The following is a 17109-nucleotide window of genomic DNA, read 5'->3' on the forward strand; positions in this document are numbered from 1 at the left end:
TATTTACATTCGGAAATAAAAAGGCCGCAGCGTTAACTGCGGCCCGGCGTTAACGCCTCAGCGAGGCCGAGACATTATTTCTTTTTCGACAAATTGATCCAGGTCTGCACCACGGTGTCTGGGTTGAGCGACAGGCTGTCGATGCCCTGCTCCATCAGCCACTCGGCGAAGTCTTCATGGTCAGACGGGCCCTGGCCGCAGATGCCGACGTATTTGCCGTGGCGTTTGGCCGCCTGAATCGCCATCGACAGCAGCGCTTTCACCGCCTCGTTGCGCTCGTCGAACAGTTCCGACACCACGCCGGAGTCACGATCCAGCCCCAGCGCCAGCTGGGTCATGTCGTTGGAACCGATAGAGAAGCCGTCGAAGTGCTCGAGGAACTGATCCGCCAACAGCGCATTGGACGGGATCTCGCACATCATGATCACTTTCAGCCCGTTTTCACCGCGCTTCAGCCCCTGACGCGCCAGCTCCGCCACCACCGCTTCCGCCTGGGCCACGGTGCGCACGAACGGCACCATGATTTCGACGTTGGTCAGCCCCATTTCGTTACGCACGCGTTTCACCGCCTCGCACTCCAGCGCGAAGCAATCGCGGAAGCTGTCGGCCACGTAACGGCCGGCGCCGCGGAAGCCCAGCATCGGGTTCTCTTCGTGCGGTTCATACTTATCGCCGCCCACCAGGTTGGCGTACTCGTTGGATTTGAAGTCGGACAGGCGCACGATCACACGCTTCGGCCAGAAGGCGGCACCCAGCGTCGCGATCCCTTCTGTCAGGCGGCCAACGTAGAACTCGACCGGGTGGTCGTAACCCTGCATTAACGCGCGAATTTCGTTTTGCAGCGCCGGCGTCTGCTGATCGAACTCCAGCAGCGCGCGCGGGTGCACACCGATCATGCGGTTGATGATAAATTCCAGCCGCGCCAGGCCCACGCCTTCATTTGGCAAACGCGCAAAGTCGAAAGCGCGATCCGGGTTGCCGACGTTCATCATGATCTTCAGCGGCAGATCCGGCAGCTCGGTCACTTCGGAGCTCTGCACGCTGAAATCCAGCATGTCGCTGTAAACGAAGCCGGTGTCGCCTTCCGCACAGGAAACGGTGACTTTCTGGCCGTCTTTCAGCACATCGGTGGCGTGGCCGCAGCCTACCACCGCCGGGATGCCCAACTCACGGGCGATGATCGCCGCGTGACAGGTGCGCCCGCCGCGGTTGGTGACGATCGCGGCGGCCTTCTTCATGATCGGCTCCCAGTCCGGGTCGGTCATGTCGGTCACCAGCACGTCGCCCGGCAGGATGCGATCCATTTCGCTGATGTCGTGGATCACTTTCACCGGACCGGCGCCGATGCGATGACCGATGGCGCGGCCTTCCACCAGCACCGGGCTAGTGCCATTCAGCTGGTAGCGCTCCATGGTTTGTTCGTTGGAGCGAACGGTTTCCGGACGCGCCTGCACGATCAGCAGCTTGCCGGAATGGCCGTCTTTCGCCCATTCGATATCCATCGGGCGGCCGTAATGTTTTTCGATCAGGATCGCCTGCTGCGCCAGCGCCTGCACTTCGTCATCCGTCAGCGAGAAACGGCTGCGCTGCGCTTCAGGCACGTCTTCGATGCGCACCTGTTTGCCGTGATCCTGCGACGGTGCGTACACCATGCGGATCTTTTTCGAGCCCAGGTTGCGGCGCACGATCGCCGGCTTGCCTTTTTGCAGCGTCGGTTTGTGCACGTAGAACTCATCCGGGTTCACCGCGCCCTGCACCACCATTTCACCCAGACCGAAGGCGGAGGTGATGAACACCACCTGATCAAAGCCGGACTCGGTATCGATGGTGAACATCACGCCCGAGGAGGCCAGATCCGAGCGCACCATGCGCTGTACGCCCGCCGACAGCGCCACGCCGCGGTGGTCATAGCCCTGGTGCACGCGATAAGAGATAGCGCGGTCGTTGAACAGCGAGGCGAACACGTGCTTGATCGCCACCATTACGGCGTCGATGCCCTGCACGTTGAGGAAGGTTTCCTGCTGGCCGGCGAAGGACGCGTCCGGCATGTCTTCCGCCGTGGCGGAGGAGCGCACCGCAAAGGAAGCTTCCGGTTCGCCGTCGGCGAGCTGTTGGTAAGCCTGATGAATTTCACGCTCGAACTCGGCGTGGAACGGCGTGTCGATCACCCATTGGCGGATCTGGGCGCCGGCCTTGGCCAGTTGGGCAACGTCGTCAACGTCGGTCTGATCCAGTAGCTGATAGATGCGCTGGTTAACACCGCTTTGTTCGAGGAAATCGTTAAACGCCTGTGCGGTGGTGGCAAAACCGTTCGGCACGGCCACGCCCAAATCGGAAAGATTGGTGATCATTTCACCGAGGGAGGCGTTTTTGCCGCCGACACGGTCAACGTCGTGCATGCCAAGCTGGTTGTACCAAAGCACATTACGCAAGTCTGGGCCATTGTTGGACATCGAGACAATCCTTATTGCTATCAGTAGGGTAAAGACGGATTTAATTCGCTTGCTTTACGGCGCCGCTAACACGGAGCCGAATCAGACTAGCACACTGATCTGAGGAAAATGGAAAGGTGAATCGATCAACCCACTGAAGAAAGTGGTTTTTAAGAGAATGTCCTAACCGGCTGATTTGGCAGGGAACCGTTCCCAATCGCACGAAAAGCTTAGTTCTCAACAAATTACGTTCTTTTTAAACTTCTGTTTTAATGACCGCGCAAACGCTACCGTTTTTGGTGAAAATAACGGCAAATTTACGTTTCGGGTCGAAAAACCTCGTTGCGCCACAATTTTTACCGCCGGCAAAACGCGCTTTTCTTCACGCGCCGGCGCAAAGCGCTTTACCGTCCCGCCGTCACAATTTTTTCCCTCCCCCCTTTACCGACGGATCGTCCGCGGCCCATGATATTGACAGTGATGACAGCAGGAACACCGTTTTCAGGTAAGGAGCCTCGGGTGGAAAGAAGCGTTTTTTATATTTCGGATGGTACGGCGATCACCGCCGAAGTGTTGGGGCACGCGGTGCTGTCGCAGTTTCCGGTCACGGCGACCACCTTTACCCTGCCGTTCGTCGAAACCGAGGCGCGCGCGCGTGCAGTTCGCCAGCAAATCGATGATATTTATAATCAAACCGGCGTGCGGCCACTGGTGTTTTACTCCATCATCTCGCCGGAAGTGCGCGATGTGATCGTGCAGAGCCAGGGCTTCTGCCAGGATATCGTGCAGGCGCTGGTCGGCCCGCTGCAGGGCGAGCTGGAAGTGGAACCGACGCCGGTGCCGAACCGCACCCACGGCCTGACCGCCAGCAACCTCGGCAAGTACGACGCGCGCATTGCCGCCATCGACTATACCCTGGCGCATGACGACGGCATTTCGCTGCGCAACCTCGATCAGGCGCAGGTGATCCTGCTCGGCGTGTCGCGCTGCGGCAAAACCCCCACCAGCCTTTATCTGGCGATGCAGTTCGGTATTCGCGCCGCCAACTATCCGTTTATCGCCGACGATATGGATAATTTGCACCTGCCGGCCTCGCTGAAACCGTTTCAGCATAAATTATTCGGCCTGACCATCGATCCGGAACGCCTGGCGGCGATCCGTGAAGAGCGGCGTGAAAACAGCCGTTACGCTTCATTACGCCAGTGCCGCATGGAGATCGCCGAGGTCGAGGCGCTGTTCCGCAAAAATCAGATCCGCTACCTCAATACCACCAATTATTCTGTCGAAGAGATTTCCACCAAAATCCTCGACATCCTCGGTATGAGTCGCCGCATGTTCTGATCATTTTCTCGCGGGGCCGCCGTGCCCCGCCGCCTGCCGTTTATTTCAACAGCAGCTGATTTTTTTGTGCTTTTTTTCGCGGTTTTGATCAACAGAACACAATCTCTACGGTTGAATTCAGCGCTTTTTGCGTTATTGTGATCGCCATCACTTCCCGGCACTCCTGCCGCAGAGAAGAACAGTTTCCAGGGAACAACATGCACAAAACAGATGAACTGCGGACCGCGCGCATCGACAGCCTCGTCACGCCGCAAGCGTTGGCAGACAAGCTGCCGATCTCGGCGGCCGTCGCCGACAACGTGACAGCGTCACGAAAACGCATTGAAAAAATCCTCACCGGTGAAGACCGCCGCCTGCTGGTGGTGATCGGCCCCTGCTCCATCCACGATCTCGACGCCGCCGTCGATTACGCTGGCCGGTTGAACGCCCTGCGCGAACGCTACCAGGATCGTCTGGAAATCGTGATGCGTACCTACTTCGAAAAACCGCGTACCGTCGTCGGCTGGAAAGGCCTGATCTCCGATCCGGCGCTGGACGGCACCTTCCAGGTCAACCGCGGCATCGAAATGGCGCGCCGCCTGCTGCTGGAAGTGAACCAGCTCGGCCTGCCGACCGCCACCGAATTCCTGGACATGGTCGTCGGCCAATACATCGCCGATCTGATCAGCTGGGGCGCCATCGGTGCGCGCACCACCGAAAGCCAGATCCACCGTGAAATGGCCTCGGCGCTCTCCTGCCCGGTCGGCTTCAAAAACGGCACCGACGGCAACACCCGCATCGCCATCGACGCCATTCGCGCGGCGCGCGCCGGGCACATGTTCCTGTCGCCGGACAAACATGGCCAGATGACCATCTACCAGACCAGCGGCAACCCGTACGGCCACATCATCATGCGCGGCGGAAAAACGCCGAACTACCACGCCAGCGACATCGCCGCCGCCTGTGACTGCCTGCGCGAGTTCGATCTGCCTGAACACCTGGTGATCGACTTCAGCCACGGCAACTGCCAGAAAATGCACCGTCGCCAGCTGGAAGTGGCCGACAACGTCTGCCAGCAGATCCGCGCCGGCTCCGCCGCCATCACCGGCGTGATGGCGGAAAGCTTCCTGGTGGAAGGCACGCAGAAAATCGTCGCCGGCCAGCCGCTGACCTATGGCCAGTCGATCACCGATCCTTGCCTGAGCTGGTCCGACAGCGAGCAGTTGCTGGCGATGCTGGCGGATGCGGTTGATAGCCGTTTCTAACCCAGTAGAGGCCGGGGCCACGCCCCCGGCTTTATTCCTTCTGCCCCGCTCATCTATACTGATTGCAACGCTTTAGCGCCCGCCGAAACGCACTGGGAGCCCCGGCATGATTCACTCTCTGTTATCCATCCCCTGCGTCACGCTGCAGGGCGAGCAAAAAACGCTGGGCGATTTCCCGGCGCGCGCTTACCTGGTGGTCAACACCGCCAGCAAGTGCGGCTTCACCCCGCAATACCGTGGGCTGGAAAATTTGTGGCAATACTATCGCGAACGCGGCCTGGTGGTGCTCGGCTTCCCCTGCAACCAGTTTGGTTCTCAGGAGCCGGGCAGTCCGCTGGAGATCGCCAACTTTTGCAGCCTCAACTACGGCGTCAGTTTCCCGCTGTTCAGCAAGATAGACGTTAACGGTCCCGGCGCGCACCCGCTGTTCAATGAGCTGAAACGCCTGGCACCCGGCATTCTGGGCAGCCGCCGCATCAAGTGGAATTTCACCAAATTCCTGCTCACCGCCGACGGCCAGCGTATCACGCGCTTTGCGCCGATCACTAAGCCCGAGCGTTTGTTTGACCGCATCGAAACCCTGCTGAAATAACGCCCCTTTTTTACGGGCCGAGTGCGCTCGGCCCGCCGCCGGATGTCCGTTCGACAAAAAGGTTCCATCGGTAAGAAAATTTTCCTTGATGTAACCTTTCCTTCACATGATAATGATTCTCAGTTTGATATTAATTACCATTTAATGGTCTGTTTTATAAGCACAATGATGATGGATACTGCCAACACGCCTACCCCCGCCGCCGCGGCCCCGACCGAGCACAGCGCAAACGCGCCGCCCAGCTACGACAGCGCACAGCTGCTCGGCACCGACGGCATCGCGTTCATTACCCATCAGGGCCAGCGCTATCAGCTGCGGCAAACCAAAGCCGGGAAATTGATCCTGACCAAATAACCATAGAACCCTCAAACGCCAGCCACCCCGATCGGTTGATCCAGGCAGCCAGCAAATCTATTGATATGTTTTATTACATACGGAGAGTTGCACCATGCCTCTGACATTTTCCACCCGGCTGCGTTTTTCCGCTTTGAGTCTGGCGATTGCCTGCGCTCTGCCTACGGTGGCCTTGGCACAAAACACCAGCACAACACCCTCTTCCAACGCGGCGCCGGCTAAAAAAGCCAAAGCCGCCGACGAGACCATGACCGTGGTCGCCACCGGCAACCAACGCAGCAGCTTTGAAGCGCCGATGATGGTCACGGTCATCGAAGGCAACTCGCCAGAAAGCCAGACCGCCACCTCGGCCGCCGATATGCTGCGCCGCGTGCCGGGCATCACCGTGAACGGCACCGGGCGCAGCAACGGTCAGGACGTAACGATGCGCGGCTACGGCAAAAACGGCGTGCTGACGCTGGTTGACGGCATCCGCCAGGGGACCGATACCGGCCACATCGGCGGCACCTTCCTCGATCCGGCGCTGGTCAAGCGCATTGAAATCGTGCGCGGTCCCTCTGCGTTGCTGTATGGCAGCGGCGCGCTGGGCGGCGTCATCGCCTACGAGACCGTCGATGCCGCCGATCTGCTGCTGCCGGGCCACGATACCGGGTTCCGCGTCTACGGCACCGCCGGCAGCGGCGATCACAGCCTGGGCATGGGCGCCAGCGCCTACGGCAAGACCGATAACCTCGACGGTTTGCTGTCGTTCGGCACCCGCGACGTCGGTAATCTGCGTCAGGGCAACGGCTTCGATGCGCCTAACGACGAAACCATCAGCAACGTGCTGGCAAAAGGCACCTGGAAAATCGACGACAATCAGTCATTGAGCGGCGATCTGCGCTACTACAACAACAGCGCCCAGGAGCCGAAAAACCCGCAGACGCCGGGCAGCTCGAGCGGCAACCCGATGACCAACCGCTCCACCATCCAGCGTGATGCCGCTCTGAGCTATAAGCTCAAGCCGGTCGGCCAGGATTGGCTGGACGCCACCGCCAAGCTGTACACCTCGGAAGTCAAAATCAATGCGCACAACGCCGGTGCGACCGACGAATTCCGCAAGCAGACCACCAACGGCGGCAAGCTGGAAAACCGCACGCGTCTGTTCGCCGACAGCTTTGCGTCACACCTGCTGACCTACGGCTCCGAAGTGTATGAACAGAAACAGCAGCCGGGCGGCGCCACCACCAGTTTCCCGCAGGCCAAGATCAACTTCGCCTCCGGCTGGCTGCAGGATGAAATCACGCTGCGCGACATTCCGATCACCGTGCTGGCCGGCACGCGCTACGACGATTACAAAGGCAGCAGCCAGGGCCACGAAGACGTCAAGGCCGACAAATGGTCGTCCCGCGGGGCCCTGAGCTACTCGCCGACCGACTGGCTGATGCTGTTCGGCTCCTATTCCCAGGCCTTCCGCGCCCCGACCATGGGCGAGATGTACAACGATTCGCGTCACTTCCCCGGCAACTATTGGGTGCCTAATCCGAATCTGCGGCCGGAAACCACCAGCACCACCGAAGCCGGTTTCGGCTTGCGCTTCGACGATCTGCTGCTGGCGGATGACAGCCTGCAATTCAAGGCCAGTTACTTCGATACCGACGCCAAAGACTATATCTTCATGTATGTCACTCGCACGCAGACCGCCTCAGCGAATATCTCTCGCGCCAAGATTTGGGGTTGGGACACCTCGCTGAACTACCAGACCAAGTGGTTTAACTGGGATCTGGCTTACAACCGCACACGCGGCAAGGACAAGTCTCGCAATGGCGAATTGAACGCGAAAAGCGGCGATTGGCTGGCCGACATCAGCCCGGATACCGTCACCAGTTCGCTGGACGTGCCGCTGGGCGAAACCGGTTTGTCCGCCGGCTGGGTCGCCACCTTCGCCGAACGCGCCACCCGCGTACAAACGGGGACGCCGGAGCAAGGCGGCTATGGCGTCAACGACTTCTATCTGAGCTACAAGGGCCGCGATCGACTGCAGGGCATGACCACCACCGTGGTACTGGGCAACGCCTTCGACAAAGAATATTACTCGCCGCAGGGCGTCCCGCAGGATGGCCGCAACGCCAAACTGCTGGTCAGCTACCAGTGGTAATCATTTGACTATCTGGCGGACAACCCGGTTGTCCGCCGTTCGCATTACAGCGCAGGAGAATCCCGCATGAGCAACACCCTATACGAACGCTACCAACAGGCCAAAATCGACCACCCCGGCAAATACGCCCGCGATCTGGCGGCGATCCTTGGCGTCAGCGAAGCGGAGCTGACGCACGCCCGCGTCGGCCACGACACTCGCCGCCTGCAGGCCGACGCGCGCACCCTGCTGACCGAGCTTGAGCAAGTGGGCGTCACCAAATCCATCACCCGCAACAGCTATGCGGTGCATGAGCAGATGGGCCGCTACCGCAACCAGCACCTCAACGGCCACGCCGGGCTGATCCTCAACCCGCGCGAGCTGGATCTGCGCCTGTTCCTCAACCACTGGACCAGCGTTTTCGCTATGAGCGAAACCAACAAACGCGGTGTGCGCCACAGCATCCAGTTCTTCGACCAACAGGGCGATGCGCTGCACAAGGTCTACACCACCGAAGAGACCGATCTGCCGGCCTGGATGGCGCTGGTGGAGCGCCACCTGAGCGAAGAAAACCCGGCGCTGGCGCTGCAACCCGCCGAGGTGAGCACCGCGGATGAAACGACGCAGGATCATGCCAAAATCGACGGTGAATGGCGCGCGATGACCGACGTTCACCAGTTCTTCCAGCTGCTGAGCCGCAATAAGCTCACGCGTCAGCAGGCGTTCCGCGCCGTCGGCGACGATCTGGCCTATCAGGTAGACAACAGCGCGCTCTCGCAGCTGCTGCAAGCGGCGCAGCAGCAGCAAAACGAGATCATGATCTTCGTCGGCAACCGCGGCTGCGTGCAGATCTTCACCGGCCAGATCGAACGTTTGATGCCGCAGGAAGGCTGGATCAACGTGTTCAACCGCCGCTTCACGCTGCACCTGATTGAAGACGCCATCGCCGAAAGCTGGATCACCCGCAAACCGACCAAGGACGGCATCGTCACCAGCCTGGAGCTGTTCGCCGCCGATGGCACGCAGATTGCGCAGCTGTATGGCCAGCGTACCGAAGGGCAGCCGGAACAAACCCAGTGGCGCGAGCAGGTTGCCGCGCTCGCCGCCAAGGACATCGCCGCATGAAATCTTCCTTGATCCGCCGCCTGACGCTGATGATGACGCTGGCGCTGCCGCTCACCGCCGCGGCGGCGCAGCGCATCGTCTCGATCGGCGGCGACGTGACGGAAATCGCCTTCGCGCTCGGCGCCGGCGACGACGTGATCGCCCGTGACAGCACCAGTCTGCATCCGGAGGCGGTGAAAAAGCTGCCGGACGTCGGCTACATGCGCCAACTGAACGCCGAAGGCATTTTGGCGCTGAAACCGACGCTGGTGCTGACGACCGAGCTGGCGCAGCCGGCGCTGGTGCTCAAACAGTTGGCGGACAGCGGCGTCAAAGTGGTCAGCGTGCCGGGTGACACCACCCTGCAGGCGGTGCCGCAGAAAATCGCTACGATCGCCGCCGCGTTGCAACGCGTTGAGCAAGGCAAACAGCTGAGCGAGCGCTATCAACAGCAGCTGGCGGCGGTCGATACCTCTCCGCTGCCGGTCAAGGTGCTGTTCGTGATGAGCCACGGCGGCATTACGCCGATGGCTGCCGGGCAACACACCGCCGCCGACGCGGTGATCGCCGCCGCCGGACTGAAAAACGCCATGCAGGGCTTTGACCGCTACCGTCCGCTGTCGCAGGAAGGCGTCATCGCCAGCGCGCCGGATCTGTTGCTGGTCACCACCGACGGCGTGCGCACCCTCGGCGGCGAACAGCAGCTGTGGACGCTGCCGGGCCTGGCGTTGACGCCGGCGGGCAAGCAGCGCCGCGTACTGATCGTCGATGACATGGCGCTGCTGGGCTTCGGTCTGGAAACGCCGGCGGCGCTGGCCAAACTGCGCCACGCGGCGGAGCAAAAGTAATGCGCAGTCGCACTTCGCCTCAGTTGGCCATCATCGGCCTGCTGGTGCTGCTGACGTTGCTGGCGCTGGTCGCCGCCAACCTGGGCGCGCTGACGCTGTCGTTTCGCACCCTGTGGCGCGAACCCTTCAGCGACGCCGCCTGGCACATCTGGCTGAACATTCGTCTGCCGCGCGTGCTGCTGGCAGTAGTGATCGGCTGCGCATTGGCAGTGTCCGGCGCGGTGATGCAGGGGCTGTTCCGCAACCCGCTGGCGGATCCGAGCCTTCTGGGCATCAGCAGCGGCGGCGCGCTGTTTGTCGCCCTGTTCATCGTGATGCCGCTGGCGTTGCCGGTGACGATCGCGCTATACGGCCATATGCTGGCGGCGTTCCTCGGCAGCCTGCTGGTATCGCTTTTGATCTACGGCATCAGCCGCAGCGGGCACGGCAATCTGTCGCGGCTGCTGCTGGCGGGCATCGCCATCAACGCCCTGTGCATGGCGGCCATCGGCGTGCTCTCCTACATCAGCAGCGATCAACAGCTGCGCCAGTTCTCGCTGTGGATGATGGGCAGCCTCAGCCAGTCGCAGTGGCCGACGCTGGCCGTTTCCGCCTCGCTGATCCTGCCTACGGCGCTGCTGACGCTGTTGCAGGCGCGCCGGCTGAATCTGTTGCAGCTGGGGGACGAAGAGGCCCACTACCTCGGGGTGAACGTCCAGCGCGCCAAGCTGCAGCTGCTGTTGCTGAGCGCCCTGCTGATCGGCGCAGCGGTAGCGATGAGCGGCGTGATCGGCTTCGTCGGTCTGGTGGTGCCACATCTGGTGCGCATGCGCCTTGGCGGCGATCACCGCTGGCTACTGCCCTGCTCCGCGCTGGGCGGCGCCTGCCTGCTGCTGGTCAGCGATACGCTGGCGCGCACACTGGTGGCGCCGGCCGAAATGCCGGTAGGCTTGATGACCAGCCTGATCGGCGGTCCTTACTTCTTATGGCTGGTGATGCGCCAGCGGGAGCGAACCGGTGGATAACGCCGCCTGCCTGACAGCCCGAGAGCTGCGTTACAGCCTCGGTACGCGCCGCTTGATCAACGACGTTTCGCTCAGCCTCGCCAGCGGTGAGATGGTGGCGATTATCGGCCCTAACGGCGCCGGCAAATCGACGCTGCTGCGCTTGCTGACCGGCTATCTGACGCCGGACTGCGGCGAATGCCGGCTGCTCGACCGCCCGCTGGAACACTGGGCGCCGCAGCAGTTGGCCAAAGTCCGAGCCGTGATGCGCCAATACAGCGATCTGGCGTTTCCCTTCAGCGTGGAAGAAGTGGTCAGCATGGGGCGATCGCCGCACGGCAAACGCGACGAGCATCAGGCGATCCAACAGGTGATGGAACAAACCGACTGCCTGGCGCTGGCGCAGCGCGATTACCGCCGGTTGTCCGGTGGCGAACAGCAGCGGGTGCAGTTGGCGCGGGTGTTGGCGCAGCTGTGGCAACCGCAACCGTCTCCCGCCTGGCTGTTTCTCGACGAGCCGACCTCGGCGCTGGATCTGTATCACCAGCAGCACACCCTGCGCCTGCTGCGCTCGCTGACACGTCAACAGCCGCTGGGCGTCTGCTGCGTGCTGCACGATCTCAATCTGGCGGCGCTGTACGCCGATAGGATCCTGCTGTTGCATCAGGGCCGCCTGGTGGCGAGCGGCACGCCGCAAGAGGTCCTGCAGACGGAGATCCTCACCCGCTGGTATCAGGCCGATCTCGGCGTGGTGCATCATCCCGAAGTGTCTCTGCCGCAGGTCTATCTGCGACAATGAAACGTTCAAGGGCGCCATGAGGCGTAATGCCGCTCAGTTAATCCTGAGTGGCATTTTTTTATCCAGCCTCTGGGCGTTCTGTGCTGGGGAATTGCCGTAAATGTCCGCATTTCTCTGTGGCCAATATGAACGGCAATTGGAGGGGCCGATGGCGCGACCCCTCCACCCGCGCCTTCGCTTAACACCATCTGTCCGCTACGCGGATACCCTCGCCGCGTCTTCGTTGTCGGGCGGGTCTGCTGCGACAAACGTCCCTGTTAGTCTCGCCTCAACTGGCCTTCCCTGGCCGGTTGACCCTGACAACGCCGTCTTGCTCGGCAGCCGGTGATGCGCGCCCAAGGTCAACACCTGAGCTGGCTGCTACCGGGAAATCTGTCGCTTATGAGGTTCTGGTAGAGAAGTTGGAGATGAGCGCGGTGTTGGGCGCCCTTGAAGACGCCGAACGCAGGCATAGCGCATTAGGCGAAACCGCCATGGACGGCGGTTTCAGGTGAGACAGGCAGGGACGCCTGTCGCAACCGGCCTCAATGCGGTATGGCGGAGAGAGGGGAGTTGGCAAAGCCAACCGTCTGATAGGGCAAAGGCGCGGGTTGCCAGGGGCCGCGCCTTCGGCCCCTGGCTCGGTCGAGGTGTGAGAGCCACATGGGGCATCTCACTTTTATCGACCGAAAATTTCACGAACGCCTGCATAAAAACGCTAACTGACCAGCATTACGCCATGAGGCGCCCTTTTTCATCTCAACTGGAGCAGGAAATCTCCAGATGTTTGCCCCAATCCGGCGGCAGCGCAGCAAGATAGTCATACTCCGGCGCATCGTCGAACGGTCTCAGCAGAGCCTGATGCAACCGCTGCAAACGGCCCACGTCGTCTTTCTCCGCATCCTCAATCGCCTGCTGCGCCAGATAGTTGCGCAGGATCAGGCGCGGGTTCACCGCCTTCATCGCCCGTTGCCGTTCCGCATCGCTGACCTGTTCCTGTTGCAAGCGCTGACGATACTGCTGATACCAGGCGTCGAACGCCGCACGGTCGATAAACTCGTCGCGCAGCGGCGACTGCGCCTGCTGCTGTTCGGTCTCGCTCAACAAGCGGAACGTGCGGGTATAGTCCCGCCCTTCCTGCGCCATCAGGCTCAACAGACCGGTGAGCACGTCATTATCCTGCGCCGTCGGCGTGAAGAAGCCGAGTTTGGCGCGCATCTGTTCACCGTAGGCGCGCATCAGCGCCGGCTCATATGCCGACAGCGCCTGCTGCAGCTGCTCGGTGGTCATCAACCCAGACAGGGTTTGTGCCAGGCGATGCAGGTTCCACAGCGCCACCGCCGGCTGATTGTCGAAGGCGTAACGCCCCTGGTGATCGGAGTGGTTGCAGATATAGCCGGGCTGGTAGTCGTCCAGGAAGCCATAAGGGCCGTAATCGATGGTGATACCGAGAATCGACATATTGTCGGTGTTCATCACGCCGTGGGCGAAACCGACGGTTTGCCAATGGGCGATCAAACGCGCCGTGCGTTCGACCACGTCGGTAAACCACAGCAGGTAACGCTCAGCCAGATCCTGCAACTGTGGCCAGTGACGGGCGATGACGAAATCCGCCAGCTGCCGCACTTGCTCCGGCTGTTTACGGTAATAAAAGTGTTCGAAGTGGCCGAAGCGCACATGGCTTTCCGCCACTCGCATCAGCATGGCGCCGCGTTCTGGCTGCTCGCGATATACCGGTTGCTGGCTGGTGACGATAGTCAACGCTCGGGTGGTGGGGATCCCCAGATGGTGCAGCGCCTCAGAGGCAAGAAACTCGCGGATAACCGAACGCAGCACCGCGCGGCCATCCCCCATGCGTGAATATGGCGTTAGCCCGGCCCCCTTCAAGTGCCAATCGCGGTGGCTGCCATCCGCCATGACCTGTTCGCCCAGCAAAATGCCGCGGCCATCACCCAGTTGCCCGGCCCATACGCCGAACTGGTGGCCGCTGTACACCTGTGCCAGCGGCTGCATGCCGGGCAGCAGCGATTCTCCCGCCCAAATGGGGGTTTTATCCTGGGTAAACCAGCTTTCATCCAGCCCCAGCTCGCGTGCCAGCGGCTCGCTGTGGTACAGCAGGCGTGCATCCTTGAGCGGTGTCGGGTTCAGGGCGGTGTAGAAACCGGGTAACTGTTGGTAGTAAGCGTTATCGAACTGCGGCATAGGCCCTCCGTTTCAGCGTAGTGTAGAGCCTGAACGGGCGGATTAACACCGAAGGAATGCAGGGAGAACGCATCCGCCTGTCACCAGGGCGGATGCGGGGAGTTTGGCGTTGCCCCTCAGCTGAGGAAACGCGCTTTAACGTCGGCTGACAAACGCAGTTATCAGCATAAAGCGATGGCGAATAACGGCGACGGGATCACAGTAACCTCACCCCGTGCATTATTTACCTCATTGTGTGTAGTTTTTTATATCACTTCTTAATTATTGAACTCGCTGGGCCTCGCCAGCAAAGCTTGCAGATTATCCACACCAACGCTGGGCCATAAAAAACCTTGCAGGCCTAAAACACCGGCGTATCTGAGTTTATTAAAGTACTCTTTTTTCTCTATTCCTCCGACGATTACGCCTTTACATAACAGGTTGATATTCTTTAACAACGAGTCGATGACCACGTCATATCCCTGATGGGTAAACAGCTGCCAGTAAAAACGCTTGTCTATCTTTACATAATCAAACAAACCATCGTACAGCGCGGTCAACGTGGCTTTACCGGAACCGAAATCATCGAGCCACAGCGAAAACATTTCGCTTAATCGCCGCACGCTCGGGTTGTTCCTCCCGGCCGAAAGATTCGGAAAACTCTCACTGATTTCAAATGCAATAAAAGGATATTGCCCGATCCGTTGACATAACGCCGAATCAGAAAGAATAAGTTCGACGATGGTTTCTTCGATATTGATGGTCAACTGCACGTTGTTACCGGTAAACCAAGCCGCATGCTGCTCCGCAAGTTTCAATTGCTCATTAAATAACTCAATCCTTTGTTCAGACGTCAATAAATTAATCCCAATTTCGGCCGGCATGGCTAAATCACCGTCGAGACTGTTGAAACGGCTCAACATTTCAACCGCCAACAGCCCGCCCTCCATTGAGTAAACAGGTTGCAAAACATAGCTACTAATAAAGTCAGCTTCGAGTTGGATGTTCATTTTAATGCCACAGGATGAATGGCTAGCGTATCATCGTATATCAATATATTTTATCGATCAATCCCTCTGGGATTAATCGGAAATATCAATGTAAATACCCATGAAATATCATTTAATTGATAGATTAAAGCTATACGACAATCGTGAAAGGCGCAAAGAAAAGCAGCCTGACTTATGCCATAGCGATCGCCAAACGCGTTATGTGAAAAGGTATTTGGCTTAAGTTGAATGGATTGGCGGATAAATTTGACTTATCTCCCTTGTTTTATTTAAGAAAAATCTTAAATAAAGTAAAATAATCTTTCCTCCTTAACGCGGATTTTTCCTACCGTTAACGACGACTGATTAAATTTAATAACGCATCAATTCCGCCCGTTATTCTCGGCATTGAAAATGTAAAAAAGTGCCCATCTTGATTTTCAGAAAATCTGCGCTACGCCCCTGCTAAACGCCGATTTCAGCGATAAAAAAAGGGATGAGCACGCTCATCCCCTTCACCATTCCCACTCCGGTTAACGGATCGTTTCGCTCAGCCATTGCCGCAACTCGGCTAATTCGGCCGCCTGTTGAGGATACTCCGCCATCAGTCGGTCACAGCAGGCGGCGACGGGCTCACTGCGGTACGCGCAGCCCACCAGCATGTCCGCCAACCGCTGCAGCGGAGCGGGATTCAGGCTATCGGTGAACACCTGCGCGCGAACAATCGCCCCCTTCTCCACATCGAAGAACAAGTCTACGCCGCCCCAGACGAAACGCTCGTTAAGCAAGTGGCTGAACGCCGGCGCCTTGCCAAAATTCCATTCCCAACTGCTCTGTTTGGTGAACTGCGCGGCAAAATCGGGCAGATCGGGGAACACGTCCGGCGAAATAATCTCCGGCTCGACCGTCTCGCCATAGTGGGCGAAGAAGGCCTGTACGATGGCGTCGCATACCTGCGCATGGCTGATGCCCGGCAAAAACTCCGCCAGATTGGCGACGCGCGAACGCACCGAGGTAATTCCCTTGGCCTGCAGCTTTTTGGGATCCGGATTGAGATAGTCCGCCAACCGTTCCAGATCGGCATTCAGCAGCAGCGTACCGTGATGGAAACCGCGATCCTGCGTTTCTCGATAGGCCGAGCCGGATATTTTGCGCGGCCCGTCGGCGGTTTCCATCACCAGATCGTTACGCCCCGACGCGCTGGCCGCCACGCCCAGCTCCCGCAGCGCTTGCAGAATGATGTCGGTCGAGACGCTCTTGTCGTAGCCCGGCTTGCCGGCCATAAAGGTGAAGCAGGTATTGCCCAGGTCGTGAAATACCGCCCCGCCGCCGCTGCTGCGCCGCGCCAGCCGAATGCCATCCTGCTCCATGCGCCGGGTATTGCACTCTTTCCAGGGGTTCTGCGACTGACCAATCACCACCGTTTCGGCATTGCGCCACAGGAAGAGAATTTTTTGCGTGGTCATTTCGCGGAAGATGCACTCTTCCACTGCCAGGTTGAACCAGGGATCGTAGGAGTCGGAGATCAGTAAACGCAGGCTGTTCATGGCAGGCACCGTTCAAAACACGAGATGCCGCCATGATACACCAAATCAACGGGTTAAGGTTAAATGCGTCGCGCCTGCCAGTACACACGCTTCCAATAGACGTTATCGAGCGAGGAGCGGATCACCCCGCGGCTGGTCGAAGCGTGGATAAACTGGTCATTGGTATCGTAAATGCCGACATGCAGGCCGTTCTCACCGCCGCCGGTTTTGAAAAACACCAGATCGCCCGGCATCAACTCATCGCGTGAGACCTTGGTACCCAGTGAGGTCTGTTCTTCGGTCGAACGCGGCAGTTGCATGTCGAAGCGATCGCGGAACGTGCGGTAAACAAAGCCGGAGCAATCTACGCCGCCGCGATCCAGGCCGCCGTAACGGTATGGCGTACCGTACCACTGGCGCAGTTGTTCATTGAGTTGGGCCACCACCACGATAGAATCCGCCAGGCGGCCGCTGGGCGGCGGCGCATGGCTGCTGCAACCGGCGAGGATCAAACTGGCTAATAAAAACCACACACGCATCCGCATAATATCCCTTCATTGAACACGTTGCCGCATTATGCCATCCGGTACACCACCACACCGCCTGCGAGGCAAAGCCGGC

The 17109-nt window shown here is 59.5% G+C and carries 14 protein-coding genes; 9 read left to right on the forward strand and 5 right to left on the reverse strand.

All coding sequences use genetic code 11. The annotated features are described in order from the left end of the window. Positions 1 to 74: 74 nt before the first annotated feature. Positions 75 to 2453 carry a phosphoenolpyruvate synthase gene (gene ppsA / locus N6G83_RS06995; RefSeq protein WP_043141130.1) on the reverse strand — a complete coding sequence of 793 codons (2379 nt, stop codon included), beginning with the start codon at positions 2451 to 2453 and terminating at the stop codon, positions 75 to 77. A gap of 459 nt (positions 2454 to 2912) precedes the next feature. On the opposite strand from ppsA, the gene N6G83_RS07000 reads away from it, so the two are divergent. The 9 genes from N6G83_RS07000 (at position 2913) to N6G83_RS07040 (ending at position 11813) form a co-directional block, all read left to right on the forward strand. After that, entirely contained in the window at positions 2913 to 3773 is an 861-nt protein-coding gene (locus N6G83_RS07000) for a pyruvate, water dikinase regulatory protein (RefSeq protein ID WP_161781785.1), read from the forward strand. 197 nt (positions 3774 to 3970) lie between these two features. After that, entirely contained in the window at positions 3971 to 5017 is a 1047-nt protein-coding gene (locus tag N6G83_RS07005) for a 3-deoxy-7-phosphoheptulonate synthase (protein WP_060447243.1), read from the forward strand. Positions 5018 to 5123: 106 nt separating this feature from the next. Beyond that, complete coding sequence (locus tag N6G83_RS07010; RefSeq protein ID WP_025302639.1) at positions 5124 to 5609, forward strand: glutathione peroxidase; 486 nt, start codon at positions 5124 to 5126, stop codon at positions 5607 to 5609. Positions 5610 to 5780: 171 nt separating this feature from the next. Next, entirely contained in the window at positions 5781 to 5963 is a 183-nt protein-coding gene (gene hemP / locus N6G83_RS07015) for a hemin uptake protein HemP (protein WP_043141213.1), read from the forward strand. Positions 5964 to 6057: 94 nt separating this feature from the next. Continuing rightward, a complete protein-coding gene (locus N6G83_RS07020; RefSeq protein ID WP_043141123.1) occupies positions 6058 to 8100 on the forward strand; it encodes a TonB-dependent hemoglobin/transferrin/lactoferrin family receptor in 2043 nt (680 codons plus the stop codon). 66 nt (positions 8101 to 8166) lie between these two features. After that, entirely contained in the window at positions 8167 to 9204 is a 1038-nt protein-coding gene (locus tag N6G83_RS07025) for a hemin-degrading factor (protein WP_060447245.1), read from the forward strand. After that, positions 9201 to 10031, forward strand: a complete 831-nt coding sequence (locus N6G83_RS07030; protein ID WP_089180833.1) for a hemin ABC transporter substrate-binding protein — start codon at positions 9201 to 9203, stop codon at positions 10029 to 10031. Before N6G83_RS07025 ends, N6G83_RS07030 begins: the two co-directional genes overlap by 4 nt. Next, the gene (locus N6G83_RS07035; RefSeq protein WP_089180832.1) at positions 10031 to 11035 is read left to right on the forward strand and encodes a FecCD family ABC transporter permease; all 1005 of its coding nucleotides are present in this window, start codon (positions 10031 to 10033) and stop codon (positions 11033 to 11035) included. The genes N6G83_RS07030 and N6G83_RS07035 overlap by 1 nt, the downstream gene beginning before the upstream one ends. Next, positions 11028 to 11813, forward strand: coding sequence for a heme ABC transporter ATP-binding protein (locus N6G83_RS07040; RefSeq protein ID WP_025302633.1), 786 nt, complete (start codon positions 11028 to 11030; stop codon positions 11811 to 11813). Before N6G83_RS07035 ends, N6G83_RS07040 begins: the two co-directional genes overlap by 8 nt. A gap of 738 nt (positions 11814 to 12551) precedes the next feature. Here N6G83_RS07040 and N6G83_RS07045 read toward each other — a convergent pair. The 4 genes from N6G83_RS07045 to N6G83_RS07060 form a co-directional block, all read right to left on the reverse strand. Next, the gene (locus N6G83_RS07045; RefSeq protein WP_127146145.1) at positions 12552 to 13994 is read right to left on the reverse strand and encodes a protein adenylyltransferase SelO; all 1443 of its coding nucleotides are present in this window, start codon (positions 13992 to 13994) and stop codon (positions 12552 to 12554) included. 257 nt (positions 13995 to 14251) lie between these two features. Beyond that, positions 14252 to 14983: an EAL domain-containing protein gene (locus N6G83_RS07050; protein ID WP_197770169.1), complete on the reverse strand. Its 732-nt coding sequence runs from the start codon at positions 14981 to 14983 to the stop codon at positions 14252 to 14254. 512 nt (positions 14984 to 15495) lie between these two features. Then, a complete protein-coding gene (locus N6G83_RS07055; protein WP_167324269.1) occupies positions 15496 to 16509 on the reverse strand; it encodes a lipoate--protein ligase A in 1014 nt (337 codons plus the stop codon). Positions 16510 to 16568: 59 nt separating this feature from the next. Beyond that, positions 16569 to 17033, reverse strand: coding sequence for an NlpC/P60 family protein (locus N6G83_RS07060; RefSeq protein WP_016927954.1), 465 nt, complete (start codon positions 17031 to 17033; stop codon positions 16569 to 16571). Positions 17034 to 17109 lie beyond the last annotated feature (76 nt).

It is taken from the genome of Serratia sp. PL7, from assembly GCF_945957435.1.

Coding starts and splice junctions, on each gene's coding strand:
- ppsA (WP_043141130.1), bottom strand. CDS start 2,453: ATGTCCAACAATGGCCCAGACTTGCGTAATGTGCTTTGGTACAACCAG.
- N6G83_RS07000 (WP_161781785.1), top strand. CDS start 2,913: ATGACAGCAGGAACACCGTTTTCAGGTAAGGAGCCTCGGGTGGAAAGA.
- N6G83_RS07005 (WP_060447243.1), top strand. CDS start 3,971: ATGCACAAAACAGATGAACTGCGGACCGCGCGCATCGACAGCCTCGTC.
- N6G83_RS07010 (WP_025302639.1), top strand. CDS start 5,124: ATGATTCACTCTCTGTTATCCATCCCCTGCGTCACGCTGCAGGGCGAG.
- hemP (WP_043141213.1), top strand. CDS start 5,781: ATGGATACTGCCAACACGCCTACCCCCGCCGCCGCGGCCCCGACCGAG.
- N6G83_RS07020 (WP_043141123.1), top strand. CDS start 6,058: ATGCCTCTGACATTTTCCACCCGGCTGCGTTTTTCCGCTTTGAGTCTG.
- N6G83_RS07025 (WP_060447245.1), top strand. CDS start 8,167: ATGAGCAACACCCTATACGAACGCTACCAACAGGCCAAAATCGACCAC.
- N6G83_RS07030 (WP_089180833.1), top strand. CDS start 9,201: ATGAAATCTTCCTTGATCCGCCGCCTGACGCTGATGATGACGCTGGCG.
- N6G83_RS07035 (WP_089180832.1), top strand. CDS start 10,031: ATGCGCAGTCGCACTTCGCCTCAGTTGGCCATCATCGGCCTGCTGGTG.
- N6G83_RS07045 (WP_127146145.1), bottom strand. CDS start 13,994: ATGCCGCAGTTCGATAACGCTTACTACCAACAGTTACCCGGTTTCTAC.
- N6G83_RS07050 (WP_197770169.1), bottom strand. CDS start 14,983: ATGAACATCCAACTCGAAGCTGACTTTATTAGTAGCTATGTTTTGCAA.
- N6G83_RS07055 (WP_167324269.1), bottom strand. CDS start 16,509: ATGAACAGCCTGCGTTTACTGATCTCCGACTCCTACGATCCCTGGTTC.
- N6G83_RS07060 (WP_016927954.1), bottom strand. CDS start 17,033: ATGCGGATGCGTGTGTGGTTTTTATTAGCCAGTTTGATCCTCGCCGGT.